The sequence below is a fragment of the Paraplanobispora siamensis genome, from assembly GCF_016863175.1.
Classification (GTDB): Bacteria; Actinomycetota; Actinomycetes; order Streptosporangiales; family Streptosporangiaceae; genus Planobispora; species Planobispora siamensis.
In genome coordinates, this window is record NZ_BOOJ01000009.1 from 95,311 (window position 1) to 115,690 (window position 20,380).

The 20,380-nt window shown below is 71.3% G+C and carries 16 protein-coding genes; 11 read left to right on the forward strand and 5 right to left on the reverse strand.

Annotated features, from left to right (window positions below; translation table 11 throughout):
* Nucleotides 1-57 precede the first annotated feature (57 nt).
* Entirely contained in the window at nt 58-930 is an 873-nt protein-coding gene (locus tag Psi01_RS04520) for an LLM class F420-dependent oxidoreductase (protein ID WP_204062646.1), read from the forward strand.
* A gap of 37 nt (nt 931-967) precedes the next feature.
* Here Psi01_RS04520 and Psi01_RS04525 read toward each other — a convergent pair whose 3' ends face one another.
* The 3 genes from Psi01_RS04525 to Psi01_RS04535 all read right to left on the reverse strand — a co-directional run bounded on the left by Psi01_RS04525 (nt 968) and on the right by Psi01_RS04535 (nt 3,308).
* The gene (locus Psi01_RS04525) at nt 968-1,615 is read right to left on the reverse strand and encodes a VC0807 family protein (protein WP_204062647.1); all 648 of its coding nucleotides are present in this window, start codon (nt 1,613-1,615) and stop codon (nt 968-970) included.
* Between the two features lie 239 nt (nt 1,616-1,854).
* Nucleotides 1,855-2,508: a leucine efflux protein LeuE gene (leuE, locus tag Psi01_RS04530; RefSeq protein ID WP_204062648.1), complete on the reverse strand. Its 654-nt coding sequence runs from the start codon at nt 2,506-2,508 to the stop codon at nt 1,855-1,857.
* 326 nt (nt 2,509-2,834) lie between these two features.
* Nucleotides 2,835-3,308, reverse strand: a complete 474-nt coding sequence (locus Psi01_RS04535) for an Lrp/AsnC family transcriptional regulator (protein WP_204062649.1) — start codon at nt 3,306-3,308, stop codon at nt 2,835-2,837.
* A gap of 159 nt (nt 3,309-3,467) precedes the next feature.
* Between Psi01_RS04535 and Psi01_RS04540 the strand changes: the two genes are divergently transcribed.
* The 10 genes from Psi01_RS04540 to Psi01_RS04585 all read left to right on the forward strand — a co-directional run bounded on the left by Psi01_RS04540 (nt 3,468) and on the right by Psi01_RS04585 (nt 18,090).
* On the forward strand, nt 3,468-4,139 hold the full coding sequence (locus Psi01_RS04540; RefSeq protein ID WP_204062650.1) for a nitroreductase family protein: 672 nt from the start codon (nt 3,468-3,470) through the stop codon (nt 4,137-4,139).
* A 573-nt stretch (nt 4,140-4,712) separates the two neighbouring features.
* Nucleotides 4,713-6,299 (forward strand): chitinase, encoded by a 1,587-nt coding sequence (locus Psi01_RS04545; protein ID WP_204062651.1) that lies wholly within the window; start codon nt 4,713-4,715, stop codon nt 6,297-6,299.
* 38 nt (nt 6,300-6,337) lie between these two features.
* Nucleotides 6,338-7,783, forward strand: coding sequence for a carbohydrate-binding protein (locus Psi01_RS04550; RefSeq protein ID WP_239127077.1), 1,446 nt, complete (start codon nt 6,338-6,340; stop codon nt 7,781-7,783).
* Nucleotides 7,784-7,894: 111 nt separating this feature from the next.
* Nucleotides 7,895-9,937: a carbohydrate binding domain-containing protein gene (locus Psi01_RS04555; protein ID WP_239127078.1), complete on the forward strand. Its 2,043-nt coding sequence runs from the start codon at nt 7,895-7,897 to the stop codon at nt 9,935-9,937.
* A 215-nt stretch (nt 9,938-10,152) separates the two neighbouring features.
* Entirely contained in the window at nt 10,153-11,496 is a 1,344-nt protein-coding gene (locus Psi01_RS04560) for a putative hexosyltransferase (protein ID WP_239127080.1), read from the forward strand.
* Between the two features lie 68 nt (nt 11,497-11,564).
* Nucleotides 11,565-12,626 carry an ATP-binding protein gene (locus Psi01_RS04565; protein ID WP_204062653.1) on the forward strand — a complete coding sequence of 354 codons (1,062 nt, stop codon included), beginning with the start codon at nt 11,565-11,567 and terminating at the stop codon, nt 12,624-12,626.
* Nucleotides 12,626-14,437 carry a vWA domain-containing protein gene (locus Psi01_RS04570; protein ID WP_204062654.1) on the forward strand — a complete coding sequence of 604 codons (1,812 nt, stop codon included), beginning with the start codon at nt 12,626-12,628 and terminating at the stop codon, nt 14,435-14,437. Before Psi01_RS04565 ends, Psi01_RS04570 begins: the two co-directional genes overlap by 1 nt.
* 70 nt (nt 14,438-14,507) lie before the next feature.
* Nucleotides 14,508-15,356 carry a PhzF family phenazine biosynthesis protein gene (locus Psi01_RS04575; RefSeq protein WP_204062655.1) on the forward strand — a complete coding sequence of 283 codons (849 nt, stop codon included), beginning with the start codon at nt 14,508-14,510 and terminating at the stop codon, nt 15,354-15,356.
* A gap of 136 nt (nt 15,357-15,492) precedes the next feature.
* Nucleotides 15,493-17,130, forward strand: coding sequence for an AMP-binding protein (locus Psi01_RS04580; RefSeq protein ID WP_204062656.1), 1,638 nt, complete (start codon nt 15,493-15,495; stop codon nt 17,128-17,130).
* A 93-nt stretch (nt 17,131-17,223) separates the two neighbouring features.
* On the forward strand, nt 17,224-18,090 hold the full coding sequence (locus tag Psi01_RS04585; protein WP_239127082.1) for a hypothetical protein: 867 nt from the start codon (nt 17,224-17,226) through the stop codon (nt 18,088-18,090).
* Nucleotides 18,091-18,174: 84 nt separating this feature from the next.
* On the opposite strand, the gene Psi01_RS04590 is transcribed toward Psi01_RS04585, so the two are convergent.
* Nucleotides 18,175-18,870 carry a helix-turn-helix domain-containing protein gene (locus Psi01_RS04590; RefSeq protein ID WP_239127084.1) on the reverse strand — a complete coding sequence of 232 codons (696 nt, stop codon included), beginning with the start codon at nt 18,868-18,870 and terminating at the stop codon, nt 18,175-18,177.
* 69 nt (nt 18,871-18,939) lie between these two features.
* Nucleotides 18,940-20,115 (reverse strand): AI-2E family transporter, encoded by a 1,176-nt coding sequence (locus tag Psi01_RS04595; protein ID WP_204062657.1) that lies wholly within the window; start codon nt 20,113-20,115, stop codon nt 18,940-18,942.
* Nucleotides 20,116-20,380: the final 265 nt, after the last annotated feature.

Below are 20,380 nucleotides of genomic sequence, written 5' to 3' on the forward strand. Positions count from 1 at the left end.
GCACCGGCCGCCCCGCGGAGGATGCGGGGCGGCGGGGCGCACGGAAGGGTGAAGACCATGAAGGTGAGCCTGAACATCACGAACTACTCGTGGCCGGGCGGCGCGGAGAACCTGGCCGCCCGCCTCGGCGCGGTGGCCCGCACGGCCGACGAGGCGGGCCTGGACACCGTATGGGTCTCCGACCACCTGCTCCAGGCCGACCCCGGCGCCGCACCCGACGCGGAGATGCTCGAGGCGTACACGGTGCTGGGATTCCTGGCCGGGCAGACGCGCACGACCCGGCTCGGCACCATGGTGACCGGCGTCACCTACCGCCCGCCCGCCCTGCTGATCAAGGCCGTCACCACCCTCGACGTGCTCTCGGGCGGGCGCGCCTGGCTCGGGCTCGGCGCCGGGTACCACGAGGAGGAGGCGCGGGCCATGGGGCTGGACCTGCCGCCCGTGGCCGAGCGGTTCGAGCGGCTGGAGGAGACGCTCCGTCTGGCGCTCCAGATGTGGGCGGGCGACGAGACCCCCTTCGAGGGCGGGCACCACCGGCTGGAACGCCCGGTCGGCAACCCCCGCCCGCTGTCCTGGCCGCGCCCGCCGATCCTGGTCGGCGGGATGGGCGAGCGGCGGACGCTGCGCCTGGCGGCGCGCTACGCCGACGCGTGCAACCTCTTCGACGTCCCCGACGGCGGGCAGACGGTCAAGCACAAGCTCGCCGTCCTGGCCGGGCACTGCGAGGAGATCGGCCGGCCCTACGACGCGATCGACAAGACGCTGAGCACCCGGCTGCAGCCGGGTGAGACGGCGGATTCGTTCACCGGGCGCTGCGCCGCGCTCGCGGCGCTCGGGATCGAGCACGTGGTGGTGATCACCGGCGGCCCGTGGACCGAGGAGGCGGTGGAGACGCTCTGCGCCGCGGTCGGGGAGGTGCAGAGGCTCTGATCGGCGCGGGCCCGCGCCGGGAAGAGGCGCCCCGTGCTCAGGCGGTGATCGCGGCGGGGGCGGGCTCGTGGTTCAGGCGGCCCAGGACGCGGCGGAAGGCGTAGATCGAGACGGCCGCGGCCAGGCCGGTGATCGCGGCGACGGCCGAGGTGCGGATCAGCAGGTAGGTGCCGATCGACTGGTGCAGCAGCAGCCAGATGCTCACCGTGGAGTTGGCCAGCAGGACGAAGGCCCACAGCAGGGTGATGCGGGCGAAGAACCGGCGGACCCGCTCGTGCCTGAGCACCGCGGACGGCAGGTGGATGTAGTCGAGGGTCAGCTTCTGCACCAGCGGGCGGCGCAGCCGTACCGAGGCCAGGAAGACCATGCTGATGCAGATCGTGCCCAGCTCCGGCTGGAGGAAGAAGAACACCGGGCTCCCGGTCCACATGCTGATCAGCGTGCGCAGGGTGATCGCCAGAGCGGCCAGGAACATCGTCGCCGGGACCCGCACCCGCCGGACCAGCCGCCAGCCGATCCCCGCGTACACCCAGGTCGCCACCGCGATCATCGCGCCGTTCTCGCCCAGGAGGGCCAGCGTGGCGTAGAAGACCGCGAGCGGGGCGACGACGGCTTCGAGCAGGCGGGGCACCGCCTGCCGGGCGAGGACGGTCAGGCGGGGCAGGACGACGTTCGGGTGGCTCATGACGCTCCACGGGACGGTGGACTGACCGGCGCTGGATGACTGGACAATTCGCGTCTACCCAGGCGAGGGATGTCCAGGCGTGCCCAGGGTAGGTTGACGCGCTTGCGGAACGGTTACTTCGGTGTACGCCGGCGGTTCACGCTACCCGGCCCGTCCGAGTGCTCACTGCGGAATTCGGCATCCTGACCGTGTGGCCCAGGTCACGGGAGGTGAAAAGCCTTCCCGATCGGGACGGGGCCTCAGCCGATGGTGGAGGTGGCCAGCTTCGCGCCGAAGCCGACGAACAACCCGCCTGTAACCGCGGTGAAAGTCGCCGTCAGCACGCGCCGCCGCCGGAACTGCGCGGCCAGGTAGGTGCCACCGAAGATCAGCGCGCTCAGATAGAGCATGCTGAAGATCTGCAGGATCGTGCCCAGGATGAGGAACGACAGGGCGGGCGCGCTGTAGCCGGGGTCCACGAACAGGACGAAGAAGGAGATGAAGAACAGGATCGCCTTCGGGTTGAGCAGGCTGATGATGAGCGCCCGGCGGAACGGGTTCGCGGCCGGCTCCACCGTCTCCTCCGCCGCCGCGGCGGCCGTCTTCGGGGACCGCCACGCCCGCCAGGCCCCCCGGATCATCTGGAAGCCCATCCAGGCCAGGTAGGCGCCTCCGGCGTACTTCACCATGGCGGCCAGCAGCGGCGTGGTCTTCAGCACCGAGGCGGCCCCGGCCGCCGACAACGCCATCAGGACCGTGTCGCCGACGAACACCCCCGCCGCCCCGAGGTATCCCTGCCGCACCCCGTGCCGTGCGGCGGTGGCCAGGACGTAGAGCGAGTTGGGCCCGGGCAGCAGGATGATCAGAAACGCACCGATGGCGTAGGCCCAGATATCGGTGATGCCGAAGAACATAGTGGTACTCCAGGGGGCGAACAGGATCCTGCCCCACGGTACTCCCACCAGCCTCTTCGCCATCCCGCCACGGATGAGCTGTGAGGCGTCTCCCTCGCCCGAGCTCGGTGAAGCCCTGGGTAGTCGAAGCATTCGAAGAGTAAGCGAAGATGGGAGTGTGGCTTCATGGTGCACGACGCCCGGATCGCGGCGCTGTGCGTCACGCACGGTGTCCGGGAGCTGCGGACCATGGATTGCGACTTCAGCCGTTTCCCGGGGTTGGTGACCCGTAACCCCCTGCGGACCTGAAAGCCTGCCGGCTGCGCGCGGTTGTGGGCGGAGGCGGATCACTCCAGGGCGGCCAGGGGATGGACGCGGTGGCCGACCACTGTGGACAGTGTGATCACAGTGCTGCTGCGCCGTACGCCCGGGATGGCCAGGGCGCGGTCGATGACCTCCTGGATGTGCTCGTGGTCGCGGCCGGCGACGCGGCACCAGACGTCGCCGGGGCCGGTGACGATGTGGGCCTCCAGCACCTCCGGGATGGCCTCCAGGGCGGCGGAGATGTCGGCGCGTGAGACCTGCTCGACCTCCAGGGTGGTGAAGGCCTGCACCGGGTAACCGAGGGCGCGGGGGGAGAGGTTCGGGCCGAAGTCGGTGATCACGCCGTCGGCGACCATCCGGTCGAGCCGGGCCGAGACGGTGCCCCGGGCGACGCCGAGAAGGCGGGCGATCTCCAGCAGGCCGGTGCGGGGACGCTCTCTGATCAGGTGGAGGAGCCTGCGGTCGAGGTCGTCCAGACCGTGCTTCCGGACTGCCAATCTGTCCACCTCCGGGGTGCGGGTCGCGATCGATGCTGACGATCTGGCAGTGGAGCAGCGGGGGTGTTGCCCGGTTCACCGGTGAGATCCACACTACGCCTGCATATCCGCCACCCGATCCAGGGTGCGCCTGAACAGCGGGCAACTACGGAGGTCACCATGGCACGGCAGCACTCCCACCCGTTCGTCCCGTACCGGCCGGTCCGTTACCCCGAGGCGGAGATGATCTCCCGGGGGCGGGAGTTCTACGAGCACATGGACCGGCGCCGCAGCGTGCGGTTCTTCAGTGACGAGCCGGTGCCGCGCGAGTGCGTGGAACTGGCGATCCGGACGGCGAACACCGCCCCGTCGGGGGCGCACCAGCAGCCGTGGAAGTTCGTGATCATCGGCGATCCGGAGACGAGGCGGCGGATCAGGCGGGCCGCCGAGGTCGAGGAGCGGCAGAACTACGAGGGCGGGCGGCTGACTCCGGAGTGGCGGCAGGCGCTGGCCCCGCTGGAGACCGGCCCCGACAAGGAGTACCTGGAGACGGCGCCGTGGCTGGTGGTGTGCTTCGCCGAGAAGTACGGCGTGCGCCCCGACGGCACCCGGGTCAAGCACTACTACGTCAACGAGAGCGTCGGCATCGCCTGCGGCTTCCTCATCGCCGCCCTGCACACGATGGGCCTGTCCACGCTCACCCACACGCCCAACCCGATGGCCTTCCTCAGCGAGATCTGCGGCCGGCCGGGCAACGAGCGGCCCTACGTCCTCTTCCCGGTCGGCTACGCCGCCGATGACGCGGAGGTCCCCGACCTGACGCGCAAGCCGTTCTCCGAAGTGATCGGCTGAACGGGCAGGTCCTGAAGCGGCAGCGGGTGCGGCGGGCCGCGGGACTTACTCCTGCAGGCCGCCGGTCCCGTCCACCCGTGCCGAGGAGGCCGCCTCCCAGGTGAGGCGCGGCTTGCGCCGAATCCCCGAAAGTCTCGGGGTTTTGGGCCTTGTTGAGAGTGCTCTGTCAAGGCTACGATCACGTCAACTCTTAGGAAACTTTCCTAAAAGAAAGCCCGAATGGGAGTGATCGTGACCCGTTCGAACCCCCCCGACAAGAGTCTGAGCTGCGGGAACTCGACGAAGAGAGCCGTCGCTGCCCGGCGTCCGCCTGGCCGGATGTCCCACAATTCCCTTTTCTCCCTTTCGCGGGAGCGCGCATGCGACGCATCGCCCCTTTACTCGATCTGACGGCTCCTGCAAGCATCCTGCGGCCGTCGCGCTGATCCCCGGCACCTCCCGATCTCCTGCACCGCGGGAGCGTGCCCTCCCCGCCGTACGGCTTGCGTCGCGTCCTCCTCGCACTCCCCGAGGAGCATCCCCGCCGGGCGCAAGCCGTACGGCCACCCCCCACCACAGTTCAACGAGGTCAACGTGAAACTTCGCGTCATCTCCCGGTCCCTCGTCGCCCTGGCGGCGCTCCTGGCGGCCATGCTGGCCGCGCCGCCCGCCCAGGCCGCCTCGGCCACCGCCACCTTCACCAAGGTCGGCGACTGGGGCTCGGGCTTCGAGGGCAAGTACACGATCAAGAACGGGACCGGCTCCACGATCAACTCCTGGAAGGTCGAGTTCGACCTCCCCGCCGGGGTGAACGTCGGCTCCTTCTGGGACGCCACCCTGACCCGCAGCGGCCAGCACTTCACCTTCTCCAACGTCGGCTGGAACGGCACCCTGGCCCCCGGCGCGTCGGTGAGCTTCGGCTTCCTCGGCTCACCCGGCGGGGCGGCCGCCGTACCGGCGAACTGCAAGCTCAACGGCGCCGCCTGCGGCGGCGGCGACGGCCCGACCGACCCCACGCTGCCCGGTAAGCCCGGCACGCCGAGCGCGACCGGCGGGGCCAAGAGCATCGCGCTGTCCTGGGGCGCCTCCAGCGGGACCGTCACCGGGTACCGCGTCTACGAGGGCACCGCGGTGAAGGCCACCGTGACCGGGACGAGCGCCACGATCTCCGGGCTGGGCGACTGCGAGTCGCACACCTACACGGTCAAGGCCTACAACGCCCAGGGCGAGTCGCCGGCCAGCGACCCGGCGGGCGCCACCACCACCGGCTGCCCGCAGAGCCCGCTGCCCAAGCACTTCCTCACCGGTTACTGGCACAACTTCGACAACGCCGCCGTCGAGCTGCGGCTGTCGGCGGTGCCGGCGGAGTACGACCTGGTCGCGGTCTCCTTCGGTGAGGCCACCAGCACCCCCGGCGAGGTCGTCTTCGGCGTGGACCCGGGTCTGTCGGCCTCCCTCGGCGGCTACACCGACGCCCAGTTCAAGGCCGACGTCGCGACCCTGAAGGCGCGCGGCCAGAAGGTCATCCTCTCGGTCGGCGGCGAGCTGGGCCGCGTGCAGGTGGCCAGCGCCGCGGCGGCGACGAAGTTCGCCGACACCGTCTACGGGCTGATGCAGCAGTACGGCTTCGAGGGCGTGGACATCGACCTGGAGAACGGCCTCAACGCCACCTACATGGCCCAGGCGCTGCGGGCGCTGCGCGCCAAGGCGGGCGCGAACCTGATCATCACGATGGCCCCGCAGACCATCGACATGCAGTCCACCGGCGCGGAGTACTTCAAGCTCGCGCTGAGCATCAAGGACATCCTCACCGTCGTCCACACCCAGTTCTACAACTCCGGTTCGATGCTCGGCTGCGACCAGATGGCCGCCTACTCGCAGGGGACGGTCAACTTCCTGACCGCCCTGGCCTGCATCCAGCTGGAGAACGGCCTGCGCCCCGACCAGGTGGCCCTCGGCCTGCCCGCCGGGCCCGGCGCGGCCGGCGGCGGCATCGTCGCCCCCTCCGTGGTGAACCAGGCGCTGACCTGCCTGGCCAGGGGGACGAACTGCGGCAGCTTCGTGCCGCCGCGCACCTACCCCGGGATCCGCGGAGCGATGACCTGGTCGATCAACTGGGACGCCTCCAACAACTGGAACTTCTCCAAGACCGTCAAGCCCCACCTCGCCACCCTCCCCTAGGAAGGCCCATGAGAACCCCCCGCTCCCTGGGAACGCCCATGAGAAGGACCCCCCGCGCGGCGCTGGCCGTCCTCGCCACCCTGGCGATGGCCTCGGCCGGACTCGCCACCGCCACCGTCGCCACCGCCAACGCCGCCACCGCGCCCCGCGCGGCCGCCGTCCTCGCCGCCCCCGCCTGGCAGCCGTACACCTCCTACGCCGTCGGCGCGCAGGTGAGCTACAACGGCGTCGACTACCAGGCCATCCAGGCCCACACCTCCCTGCCCGGCTGGGAGCCGCCGAACGTCCCGGCCCTGTGGAAGGCCGGCACCGGCGGCCCCACGAACCCGCCCGGCACGCCCGGCCAGCCCGGCGCCCCGTCGGTCACCGGCACCACCAACTCCTCGATCTCCCTGTCGTGGGGCGCCTCCTCCGGCACCGTGACCGGCTACCGCGTCTACGAGGGGGGCACCCAGCGCGCCCAGGTCGGCGGGACCAGCGCCACCATCTCCGGCCTGGGGACCTGCACCACGCACACCTACACGGTCAAGGCCTACAACGCCCAGGGCGAGTCGGCCGCCAGCGCCCAGGTCACCGGCACCACCAGCGGCTGCACCGACCCGCAGCCGCCCGGCAAGATGGCCGGCGCGCCGTACCTCTACATGGGCTGGGGCAACCCGCCGAGCCCGGCGACCGTCATGAACGCCACCGGGATCAAGTCCTTCACCATGGCGTTCATCCTGTCCAGCGGCGGCTGCACCCCCGCCTGGGACGGCAACCGGCCGCTGACCGGCGGCGCCGACGCGCAGGCGATCTCGCAGATCAAGGCCGCCGGCGGCAGCGTGCAGATCTCCTTCGGCGGCTGGAGCGGGAACAAGCTCGGCCCGAACTGCTCCACCCCGCAGGCCTTCGCCGGCGCCGTGCAGCAGGTCATCAACGCCGTCGGTCCGGCGGTGGTCGACTTCGACATCGAGAACACCGACGAGTTCGAGAACTACACGGTCCAGGACCGCATCCTCAACGGCCTGAAGATCGTCAAGGCGAACAACCCGAACGTCAAGGTCGTGGTGACCTTCGGCACCACCAAGACCGGCCCTAACGCCCACGGCATCCGCCTGATCAACCAGGCCAAGGCGCTGAACGTGCCGATCGACAACTTCACGATCATGCCGTTCGACTTCGGCAGCTCCAACATCTACACCGACACCGTCAACGCCTCCGAGGGCCTGAAGAACGCGCTGAAGTCCGCCTACGGCTACACCGACGCGCAGGCCTACGCCCGCATGGGCATCTCCGGCATGAACGGCCTGTCCGACCAGCAGGAGATGACCTCCCCGGCGACCTGGCAGCAGATCACCAACTGGGCCAAGTCCAAGGGCCTGACCCGCCTGGCCTACTGGGCGGTCAACCGCGACCGTCCCTGCCCGGGCGGCGGCGTGACCTCCAACTGCAGCGGCATCTCCCAGGCCGACTGGGAGTTCACCCGGATCACCGCCGGCTTCTAGCCGGTACGGCCCGCGCCCCACGGCCCCGGGGCGCGGGCCGCACCCCTGTTCACGACACCCCCCGAATCCCCTCCACGACACCCCCACACAGACAGCCTCGTGAGGCAGGTAATGAAGCAACGATCAGTGCGGGCGCGGCTCGCGACGGTGGCCGTGCTGGCCCTGGGCGGCGCGATGCTCTCCGCCACCCCCGCGCACGCCGCCAACATCGCCGCCAACTCCGGCTTCGAGGACGGCCTGACCGGGTGGAGCTGCTCGGCGTCCTCGGGCGCGACGGCGGTCTCCTCGCCGGTGCACACCGGTTCCAGGGCGCTGCAGGCCACCCCCGCCGGCTCCGACACGGCGCGCTGCCAGCAGGTCGTCGCCGTCAAGCCCGGCTCGTCGTACTCGCTGTCGGCGTGGGTGCGCGGCGGCTACGTCTTCCTCGGCGCCACCGGCACCGGGACCACGGACGTGAGCACCTGGGCCTCCTCGCCGTCGGCCTACACCCGGCTGACGCAGACCTTCACCACCGGCCCGTCGACGAGAACGGTGACGATCTACGTCAACGGCTGGTACGGCCAGGGTGCCTACCAGGCCGACGACGTCGTCCTGGACGGCCCCCCCGGAGAGGGGCAGGCCCCGCCCGCGCCGACCGGTCTGAGCGGCACCGGCGGCGTCACCACCGCCACGCTGCGCTGGAACGCGGTCGAGGGCGCGACCGGCTACAACGTCTACCGCAACGGGACCAGGGTCGGCACGGTCACCGGCACGACCTACAGCGAGAACCCGCCGCCCGGCAGCCACCAGTACCAGGTGACCGCGACCAACGCGGCCGGGGAGTCGTCCCGCTCCACCGCCGTCTCCGTGACGGTCGGCAACGACCAGCCCCCGCCCCCGCCCGCGCCGACCGGCCTGAGCGGGACCGCCACCGGCCTGAGCGTCGCGCTGAGGTGGACCGCCTCGCCGACGGCGACGGGCTACAACGTCTACCGCGGCGGCGCCAAGGTCGCGACGGTGACGGGCACCTCCCACACCGACGTCACCCCGGCCGCCGGCAGCTACGCCTACCAGGTCAAGGCCTTCCATACCAGCGGCGTCGAGTCCGCCGGTTCCAACACCGTCACCGTGCGGACCGAGGGCACCCCGCCCGCGCGCAACCGGCTCCTGATCGGCTATCTGCACGCCTCCTTCGCCAACGGCTCCGGATACATCCGGATGGCCGACGTGCCGAACGAGTGGGACATCATCAACCTCTCCTTCGGCGAGCCCACCTCGGTGACCTCCGGAGACATCCGCTTCACGCAGTGCCCCGTCGCCGAGTGCCCCAACGTCGAGTCCGAGGCCGAGTTCATCGCCGCCATCCGGGCCAAGCAGGCCGCGGGCAAGAAGGTGCTGATCTCGATCGGCGGCCAGAACGGCCAGGTCCAGCTCACCACCGCGGCCGCGCGCGACACGTTCGTCCGCTCGGTGAGCGCGATCATCGACAAGTACGGCCTCGACGGGCTGGACATCGACTTCGAGGGCCACTCGCTCTATCTCGACAACGGCGACACCAACCTGGCCGGCCCGACCACGCCGGTGATCGTCAACCTGATCGCGGCGCTGAAGGCGCTCAAGGCGAAGTACGGCTCGAAGTTCGTGCTGACCATGGCTCCGGAGACGTTCTTCGTGCAGCTGGGCTACCAGTTCTACGGCCCCGGCCCGAACGGCGCCGCCGACCGCAGGTCCGCCGCCTATCTTCCGGTCATCCACGCCATGCGCGACGACCTGACCCTGCTGCACGTCCAGGACTACAACTCCGGCCCGATCATGGGCCTGGACAACCAGTACCACACCATGGGCACGCACGACTTCCACGTGGCCATGACCGACATGCTGCTCGCCGGTTTCCCGATCATGGGCAACCCGAACAACGTCTTCCCCGCCCTGCGTCAGGACCAGGTCGCCATCGGCCTGCCCGCCGCGCCCTGGGCAGGCAACGGCTTCACCACGGTGGCCGAGGTGCAGAAGGCCTTCGACTGCCTGGCCAAGGGCACGAACTGCGGGCCGTACAAGCCCAAGGGGGTCTACCCGAACCTGCGCGGCCTGATGACCTGGTCGATCAACTGGGACAAGTACAACGGGTTCGAGTTCTCCCGCAGCCACCGGGCCTACCTCAACGGGCTCGGCTAAAGGGACCCCTCGCCGCCGGGAGAGACGGACTCCCGGCGGCGAGGTCCGTTTCCGGATGTCACCCTCCGTCGCGGAAACGACTGCGAAGCGTAGCCGAAGCTGGGAGAGAGGTCTCGTTTCGGCGTTCGAGTGGTTGTTCGCTCCGGACTTCCGGCAGGCTGGTCACCGTCATGGACTACGCAATTCCCACGGGGTTTCTCCTCGTCACAGGTGTCGTGCTCGCCCTTGTCGCGCAGTGGAGGGGCTGGCGCCCGTCGCTTCCCGTCGTCCTCGCGGTCGGGATCGGCCTCCGGGTGCTCATCATGCTCTTCGCGGCACTGAGCGAGTGGCAGCCGGTCGACTTCGTCGAGAGCTTCAAGCCCGCCGGTGAGGCGGTGCTGCGGGGGCAGGACCCCGTCATCGGCAGCGAGGGCGGCTGGCACTTCCTGCCGATGATCCCGTACGTGTACGGCATGCTGCTCTGGCTCGGCGTCCCGTGGGAGTGGAGCGGGCGTCTGGTGACGGTGGTCGCCGACATCATCCTCATCGTGCTGGTGGGCAAGCTCGCCGGAGGGGCCACCGCCAACCTGCGCGCCTTCCAGTACGCCTGCAACCCCCTGGCGGTCCTCGTCGCCTCGATCCACGGCCAGGTCGAGCCGGTCGCGCTGGTCTTCGGCGTGGCCGCCTTCGTGGTGGCCCGCGGTCCCGCCGACCCCGACCGCCCCGGCCTGCGCAACGACCCGGTCGCGCTGGTGCGGGAGAAGATCTCGGCTCTCGGGTTCGGCGGCGCCGTACGGCACCTGGGAGCCAGGGCGCTTCCCACGCTGTCGCGGGCGCTCGCCCCGCACGAGGGCGAGCGGGAGACGATGCGCCGGGCCCTGTTCGCCGGTCTGCTGATGGGACTGGCCCTGTGCGCCAAGAGCTGGCCGATCTGGCTGATCCCCGGCATGCTCCTGCTGCTGCCCACCGTCCGCACCCGGGTGGTCGCGTTCGTGGCCACCGGCATCGCGCCGGTCTTCTTCGTCGTCACCGAGCCGATCTTCCTGAACGCCTCCCTGGGGGAGATCGTCCAGGCGCTGCGCACGATCGGCGACATCCGCCCGATCGTCGGCGAGTGGGGCTACACCCCGTGGTTCACCGGCGGCGACTGGGCGCTCCGTCCCGACCTCACCACCTTCGGCACCCGCCTGATCTACGTCACGGTGCTGCTGGTCGCCTTCTTCTGGCGCCGCGCCGACCCGGTGGACGTCACCACGGCCATCCTGGTGGCCTTCATGATCACCACCCCCCGGCTCGGTTCGCAGTACCTGCTGTGGTTCATGCCGTTCCTGGTGGCCCGCCCCACCCGCTTCGCCTGGCCCGCCATCATCGGGGTCTCGCTGTGGGCGGGGTACGGATATCTCTACATGACCCAGTTCGACACCACGACCTGGTGGTACCTGCACCGGGACTGGTCCCGGGCCTCGGTCGTGCTGCTGCCGCTCCTCCTGCTCGCCCTGCCCTGGGAACGCCGCGTCTCCCGGGCCGCGGTGCCGGAACCCGACGACCCTCCGGGCAGGCCGGTCCCCGCGCCGGCCTGAAGGCCGGTCCCCGCGCCGGCCTGAAAACCCGGTGCGGCTGTGACGGGCGGTTTGTCACCCTTGAGGCCATGCAGGCAACCGTCACCGTCACTCCGGCGCAGCTGCCGGGCGTGCTCCTGCACGTCGCCGTCGTGCGCCCGGTGTTCCTGTGGGGGGCGCCGGGCATCGGCAAGAGCTCGCTCGTGCGCGACTTCGCCGACTCGCTCGGCCTGGAGTGCGTGACGCTGCTGGGCACCCAGCTCGCCCCCGAGGACCTCATCGGCGTGCCGGAGCTGGTCGGCGGGCGCAGCCGGTTCGCCCCGCCGGAGACGATCGCGCGGGACGAGCCGTACTGCCTGTTCCTCGACGAGCTCAACGCCTCGGCGCCCGAGGTGCAGAAGGCGTTCTACTCGCTCATCCTGGACCGCCGCATCGGCGCCTACGAGCTCCCGGCGGGATCGGTCGTGATCGGCGCGGGCAACCGCGCCACCGACAACGCGCTGGCCAGGCCGATGGCCTCGGCGCTGATCAACCGCCTGGTCCACGTGCACCTGCGGGCCTCGGCCACCGACTGGCTGACCTGGGCCACCGGCAACGGCATCCACCCGTGGATCGTCGAGTACCTCGTGCAGCGCCCGGACCACCTGTGGAGCGCCCCGCCCAAGACCGAGGAGCCGTTCTCCTCCCCGCGCGCCTGGCACATGCTCTCCGACGTCATGCACTCCTACGGTGACGACGTCGACGACGAGACCCTCGCCATGCTGGCCCTCGGCACCCTCACCGCCGCCCACGCCTCGGCCTTCCGCGCCTACGTCAAGACCGTCCGGCACGCCTACGACCTCGACGCCGTGATCAAGGGCGAGGCGCCCTGGCCGCGCGCCCCCGAGGACCGCGACCTGCTGTACTTCCTGGCCGAGACCTTCCGCGCCCGCCTGATGAAGGAGCTGCCGGCCGACAAGCGCGGCGCCTCCTCCCGGGGCCGCGACCTCGCCTTCCGGGCCAAGACGCTGCTGGTCGAGCTGGCCGAGATCTCCCTGGAGTGCGCGCAGCTCGTCATCGCCAACGACGCCGACGGGGCTCCGGCCCTGCCGACCTGGTTCCTCGTCGAGGTGGGCCGCGACCTGCCCCGGCTGATCGCGGCGCGCACGTGATGGCCCGGCAGAAGGCCAAGGTCGATCCCTGGCGCGAGAAGGTGGAGCAGGGCTGGCGGCTCGTCGACCGCCACCCGCTCTTCCGCGCGTACAGCGCCTGTCTCCACGTCGCCGAGGATCGCGAACTCTCCGCGGACACCTGGGCCGTGGTCTTCGCCGACGGCCGGGTCCGCCACCATCCCGGGCGCCGGGCCGAGCCCGAGGAGTGGGCGTGGGTCTTCGCCCATCTCCTGCTCCACCTCGGCTTCGGCCACGCCGACCCGCGTTCCGCCTTCCCCGGCGACATCGGAGAGAAGATCGACGACCGCTGGGTCACCAGCCACCTCCCCGACCCCGCCTACCGCGCCGCCTGCTGCCTGGCCGTCGACCGCTTCCTGCGCACCCTCAAGATCGGCCGCTGTCCCGAGCCGCTCCCCGCCGAGCTGCCTCCCGAGGACGAGACCACCCTGTCGGAGCGGTGGCGCCGTCTCGGCCTGCCGCCCAGGTTCACCCCGCCCGGCCCGCCCGACTTCGTGATCGGTGACGAGGAGACGGCCAAGAACATGGACTACCAGGAGGACTTCGCAATCGGTGTCGCCGACACGGCCACCGCCGCGCTGGACCTCGCGGGCGCGCCGCGCTCCACGGCGGACCGGCACGTCGCGGGGCCGTGGGACCACGCGCTGCGCTGGTTCATCTCCTCCTACCCGCTGCTGGGCGCCCTGGCCGCGGGCATGAAGATCGTCGCGGACGCGGAGCTCGCCAGGGGCTGGGACGTCTCCATCGCGGCCGTCAGCGCCGAGGCCGCCGAGATCTACGTCAACCCCCTGGTGCGCATGTCGGCCGAGGAGTGGCGCTTCATCCTGGCCCACGAGATGCTGCACGCCGCGCTCCGGCACGGCGAGCGCGTCGGCGGGCGCGACCCGTACCTGTGGAACGTCGCCGCCGACTACGTGATCAACGGCTGGCTGGTGGAGATGGCCGTCGGCGTGATGCCCGAGGGCCTGCTGTACGACCAGTCGCTCGCGGGGCTGTCCACCGAGGCCGTCTACGACCGGATCGCCACCGACCTGCGCCGCCTGCGCAAGCTCGCCACCCTGCGCGGGCGCGGGCTCGGCGACGTGCTCGACCGCCCGATCCCGAGGTCCGGCGCGCCGGGCCGCTACGTCGACCTCGACGACTACTACCGCAACGCGCTGTCGACCGGGCTCGCCTACCACCAGAGCAGCGGGCGCGGCCTGCTGCCCGCCGGGCTGGAGCAGGAGATCCGCGCGCTGGACCAGCCCCCGCTGCCCTGGGACGCCGCCCTGGCCCGCTGGTTCGACGAGCACGTCCCCGCGGTGGAGCGGCGCCGTTCCTACGCCCGCGCCTCCCGCCGCCAGGCCGCGACGCCGGACATCCCGCGTCCCGGCCGGGTCCGCCCGGAGGAGCTGGTACGGCGGGCGACGTTCGGCGTCGTGCTGGACACCTCCGGCTCGATGGACACCTCCCTGCTGGGCAAGGCGCTGGGCGCGATCGCCTCCTACGCCGTCGCCCGCGACGTCCCCCGGGCCCGGGTGGTGTTCTGCGACGCGGCCGCCTACGACGCCGGATACCTGCCGGTGGAGGAGATCGCCAGCCGGGTCCGGGTGCGCGGCAGGGGCGGCACCGTCCTGCAGCCCGGGATCGACCTGCTGGAACGGGCCGACGACTTTCCCCGGGAGGGGCCCATCCTGGTGATCACCGACGGGTGGTGCGACGTGGTGCGCGTCCGCCGGGAGCACGCGTTCCTGATCCCGGCGGGAGGGCGGCTCCCCTTCACGCCCAGGGGGCCGGTCTTCCGCATGAAGTGAGCAGGGACCGCGTCCAGGGCGCGGAAGGGTCAGGACCTCCCGGCGGTGGGCTGCTAGGTTCCGAAATGTGATGAAAAAAGTGGAAGTCCTGCGCTACACCGCCTTCACTCATGACCCCGAGGGGGGCAACCCCGCCGGGGTCGTCCTGGACGCCGCCGGGATGTCCGACGCCGACATGCTCGCCGTCGCCGCCGAGGTCGGTTACTCCGAGACGGCCTTCCTGACGTCGCAGGACACCGCGGCCCGAGCCTTCCGGGTCCGCTACTTCGCCCCCTCGGCGGAGGTGGACTTCTGCGGGCACGCCACGATCGCCACGGCCGTGGTCCTGGCGGAGCGGATGGGGGTGGGGCGGCTGACCTTCACCACCAACGCGGGCGAGATCGTCGTGGACACCGAGGTCGACGGTGACACGCTGCGTGCCACGCTCACCAGCGTGCCCACGCGTTCGGCCCCCATGGAGGAGGACGCGCTGGACGAGACGCTCACCGCGCTCGGCTGGTCCCGTGACGATCTCGACAAGGAGTTCCCGCCGCACGTCGCGTTCGCCGGGAACGACCACCCCATGATCGCCGTCGCGACCCGGGCGAGGCTGGCGGACCTGCACTACGACTTCGACGCGCTGAAGTCGGTGATGACCCGCCGCGGCTGGACGACGGTGAACCTGTTCTGGCGTGAGCACGACGGGCGCTACCACTCGCGGAACCCGTTCCCGCCCGGCGGGGTGGTCGAGGACCCGGCGACGGGTTCGGCGGCCGCGGCGTTCGGCGGTTACCTGCGGGCGCTGGGCTCGGACGTGCGGGAGTTCACGATCATCCAGGGCGTGGACATGGGACGGCCGAGCGAGCTGAAGGGATCGATCGCCGAGGCGGACGGGCGGACCCGGGTCGGCGGCGGGGCCGTGGCGATGACGAGGCCGTGACTCTGATCGAGGGCGGCTCCGGTCGGGGGTGACTCTGATCGAGGGCGCCGGTCCTGAGCGGGATCGCCGCCTCCGCTGAGGCGCCCGCCCCGGCCGGAGCCTTGACTTTCACCAAGCGCTTGCTCAAGATCCGGATGTGGTGACATTCGCGGACCTGGTCCGGGCCCGGGCCGGTGACGAGCACGTGGGGTTGCTGTTCGAGGACGAGAGCTACACCTGGTCGCGGCTGGTCGGCGAGGCCGAGCGCCGGGCCGCCCTGGCGCTCGGCCTCCGCGAGCCGGGGCGGCCGTTCCACATCGGGGTGCTGCTGGAGAACGTGCCGGAGTACGTCCTGTGGATCTTCGCCGCGGCCCTGTCGGGAGCGGCGGTGGTCGGGATCAACCCGACCAGGCGGGGAGCGGAGCTTGCCGGGGACGTCCGCCACACCGACTGCCGCTTCATCGTGACCGACTCCACCGGGTACGGCCTGCTCGACGGCCTGGAGACCGGGGTCCCCCCGGAGCGCGTCCTGCGCGTGGACACCTCCGGCTACCGCACCCTCCTCGCCCGCCGTACCGGCGTGGAGTCGCCGGAGGTGGGGGCCGGGGATCCGTTGCTGCTGTTGTTCACGTCGGGGTCCACGGGGGCGCCGAAGGCCGTGGTCTGCGGGCAGGGGCGGCTGGCCGCGATCGCTGAGCGGGGCGGGCAGTTCGGGATCGGGCGGGACAGCGTGACCTATCTGGCGATGCCGCTCTTCCACGGGAACGCGATCATGGCGAACCTGGCGATGGCCACCCGGGCCGGGGCGACGGTCGCGATGCGCAGGCGTTTCAGCGCCTCGGGATTCCTGCCCGACGTGCGCCGCCACGGCGTCACCTACTTCAACTACGTCGGCCGCGCGCTCGCCTACATCCTCGCCACCCCCGAGCGTCCCGACGACGCCGACAACCCCCTGCGGGCCGCGTTCGGCACCGAGGCCTCCGCGCGGGACATGGCCGAGTTCGGGCGCCGGTTCGGGGTCTCGATCATCGAGGGGTACGGCTCCTCCGAAGGCGTCGTCTCGATCAACAAGGTCCCCGGTACCCCGGCCGACGCGCTCGGCGTGCCGCCGGAGGGGATGGACGTCGCCGTGCACGATCCGGAGACCGGCCGCGAGTGCCCGCGCGCCCGGTTCGGCGACGGCGGTGGGCTCCTCAACGGGCACGAGGCCATCGGTGAGATCGTCCGCCGGGACGCCGCCGCGTTCGAGGGGTACTACGCCAACCCCGAGGCCGACGCCCAGCGCCTGCGCGGCGGCTGGTACTGGAGCGGCGACCTCGGCTACCGCGACGCGGACGGCTACTTCTACTTCGCCGGCCGGGACGCCGACCGGCTCCGGGTGGACAGCGAGAACTTCGCCGCGGCCCCGGTCGAGCGCATCCTGTCCCGCTTCCCCGGGACCGTCATGTGCGCGGTGTACGCCGTGCCCGACCCTCGCACCGGCGACCAGGTCATGGCCACCCTCGAACTCGACGGCCCCTTCGACCCGGCCGCCTTCACCGCCTTCCTGCGGGCCCAGCCCGACCTCGGCGGCAAGTGGGCGCCGGTGTTCGTACGGCTCACGGAGCGGATGCCGCTGACCGCCACCAACAAGGTGGACAAGAGAGGACTGCGGCAGGAGCGCTGGGAGTGCGCCGACCCGGTGTGGTGGAGCCCGTCCCGTGACATGACCTTCGTCCCGCTGACCGGGGAGGCGCGGGCCACCCTCCGCGAGCGGTTCGCCGAGTTCGGCCGCGGGCGTCTCCTGACCTCGTAGACCGGCCCTCTCCCGCTTCACGGGGCGAGCCCTCCGCGCGGCCGTCCGATTTCTGCAAGACACCGCCACGGTCCCGGCCGTACGGTCGTGACCATGAAGATGCTGACCGCTGACGCGCTCGCCGCGGCCGAGCGCTACATGCTGCTCAACGCCCGCCTGATCGACCGGTTGCGCTACGAGAGGCTGGTCGGCGGCGGATCCCCGGACCGGGTGCTGGCCGTACTGCGCGCCTACCAGAACGCCGACGGCGGGTTCGGCAACGCACTCGAACCCGACCTCCGCGGGCCGGGGAGCCAGCCGGAGCCGGTCGAGGTGGCGTTCTGGATCCTCGACGAGATGGACGCCTTCGACGACCCGATGGTGCTCCGGGCCTGCGACTACCTGATGACGATCACCACCGCGGACGGGGGAGTGCCGTTCGTGACGCCGAGCGTCCGCGAGACCCCGCGGGCCCCCTGGTGGGAGACGCCCGACGACCCGCCCGGCCACCTGATCCCCACCGCCTCGATCGCCGGGCTCCTGCACAAGCACAAGATCAACCACCCCTGGCTGGGCCCGGCCACCGAGTTCACCTGGGCCGAGATCGAGAAGACGACCGAGTTCGAGACGTACACCGCGCGGGCGATCGTCAACTTCCTGGAGCGCGTCTCGGACCGGGACCGGGCCCACGAGCAGTTCGCACGGCTCCGCGAGGCGATCCTGGCCACCGTGGCCCTCGACCCGGACGCCCAGGGAGAGGCCCACTTCCCGCTCGACTTCGCGCCCGAGCCCGGTGAGCTGCCGCTCTTCTCCGACGAGATCCTGCAACGGCACCTCGACGCGCTGATCGACCAGCAGACCTCCGAGGGCGGGTGGGAGCCCAACTTCCCGATGTGGACGCCGGTCGTGCGGCACGAGTGGGGCGGCTTCCTCACGGTGGAACGGCTGAAGACCCTCAAGGCGTACGGCCGGCTGGTCTGAGGCCCGCGCCGATCGGGACCGGGACCGGGACTGGGACCGTGGGGCCCGCCTCGGGCGAGGCCCGCCCTCGCCCCCGCCCGGGCCCTACGGCCGGTCGAGGAACCGGCCCAGGGACACCCCGGCGAGCCGCCTCACCTCGTTGGACATGTGCGCCTGGTCGGCGTAACCACTGGCCAGGGCCACCTCGGCCAGCCTGAGACCGGTGCCGGCCAGCCGCAGCGCCCGCTGGAAGCGCACGACCCGCTGCAGCACCTTGGGACCGTATCCGAAGGCCCGCACGCACCGCCTGTGGAGCTGCCGCTCGCCCAGGCCGAGGTCCCAGGCGACCTCCCCGACGCTCCGCCCGGCCCGCAGCGCCTCCGCGATCGCGGGTGCGGCCGGGTCGGGGCCGGGCGCCGCGCGCAGCCGTACGGCCAGTGCCCTCTGCAGGGTCTCGGCGGTCATCCCGCCGGGAGGCTCGGCGTCGAGGGGGAGACCGGGCAGCCCGCCCAGCTCGGACAGCGGTACCCGCTGGTCGCGCAGGGCCTCCACCGGGACCCCGAACGCCTCGCCCACCGCGCCCGGCCGGAAGCGGACCCCGGCGTAGCGGTCACCGGGAGAGATGGACACCGACATCGGCCCGGTGTCGGGCCCGGCCACGTGCGGCCCGTCGGGGGCCCAGATCAGATCGACGCAACCGTCCGGGACGACCAGCTGGGTCCTCGCGGTCGTCGCCTCGCTCGCCCACAGGCAGGCCACCCGCCCGGCCAGCGCCGGGTCCGGAGTCCACTCGCGGTACACGTCTTCAGGTTACGGGGCGGGGCCGACAGACCGGCGCGGTCACGGGGCGGGGCCGACAGACCGGCGCGGTCACGGGGCGGGCCGGATGGCCGTGCTCGCCGCGTGGCCGGTCGAGTGGTCCGCCGCGTGGTCCGTCGCATGGTCTCCCGACGGCTGCCCGGCGTGTGCGCGGTCATCGGGCGTCTGCGATGTGTCGTTCCCGTTCCCGGGCGGGGCCTTGCCGGAGATGAGAGCCGCGGCCCATCCGGCGTTGGGATCGCTGTCGATCAGCAGTGCGCGGGTGAGCAGGCTGAGCGGGATGGCCAGGAGCGCGCCCAGCGGGCCGAGCACGAACGCCCACAGGATCAGGGAGAGGAACGTCACGGTCGTGGACAGGCCGACCGCGTCGCCGAGGAACTTCGGCTGGATGAGCGACTGGACCACGAAGTTGATCAACATGTAGGCGCCGATCACCAGGATCATGCTCTTGACCCCGCCCTGCAGCAGGGCGAGCAGGGCCGGAGGCACGAGCCCGATGATGAAGCCGATGTTGGGGATGTAGTTGGTGATCAGCGCCAGCACGCCCCAGAGCAGGGGGAGGGGGACGCCGATCAGCCAGAGGGCGGCGGCGTCCAGTGCGGCGCAGACGACGCCGAAGACCGTGGAGACGACCAGATAGCGGCGGGTGTTGTGGGCGAAGGTGCTGAGCGCCTCGACCAGCTTCGGCCGGTGCCCGGTGCTCGAGGACAGGATCCGGGAGAAGGGCTCGGCGTCCAGGCACAGGGAGAGCACCAGGATGACGATCAGGACCAGCCCGGAGAACACGCCGAGCAGGCCCGAGGCGAAGCCCTGGAGAAGGGTGAAGATCTTGCCGGGATCGAACGACCTGATGGCCTGGTTGATCTGCTCGGTGCCGACCCCCAGTCCCGCCGCGAACTTCTGCGCCTCGGTGACGAGGACGCCGAACCGCGAGGAGTAGGTGGGTGCGAGTCCCGCCAGCTGGGCGACGGAGATGCTCAGGATCGCCAGCATGCCCAGCAGGACGAGCATGACGATGGTGAGAGGGACCGCCACGGTCAGCCAGTACGGGGCGCCGTGCCGGCGGAGCACGCCTCTGACCGGGGCGACGGCGACGACGAGGACCAACGCGAGAACGAACGGACCGACGATCGAGCTCACTTCTCTGATCCCTGCCAGAGCGATCACTGCGCTCGCGGCGCAGACCAGCACGATCAGGGCTCTGGGCACGGCTCTCTGATCATTCATGATGGCCACCTACCCCGGGAAGAGGAGGGCGATCGTCTCCGGCGGGCCACCGATTTGACGCATCGGGTGCTCCTCCATAGAGTTCACAGGCCCGAGGAGGCCGATGGTGATCGCCAAGGCATCGGGCACTCCCTCTGATCACTCTTCCACACCGGGGCGGTCACGTCTCGGCGGAGTCGGGTTTGACAAGGACCTGATGGTTGAGTAAGCTAGAGGGGTTGCCTCGGAGACGGGGCAGTCGGAATTCCCGGCAGATCAGCTCGGA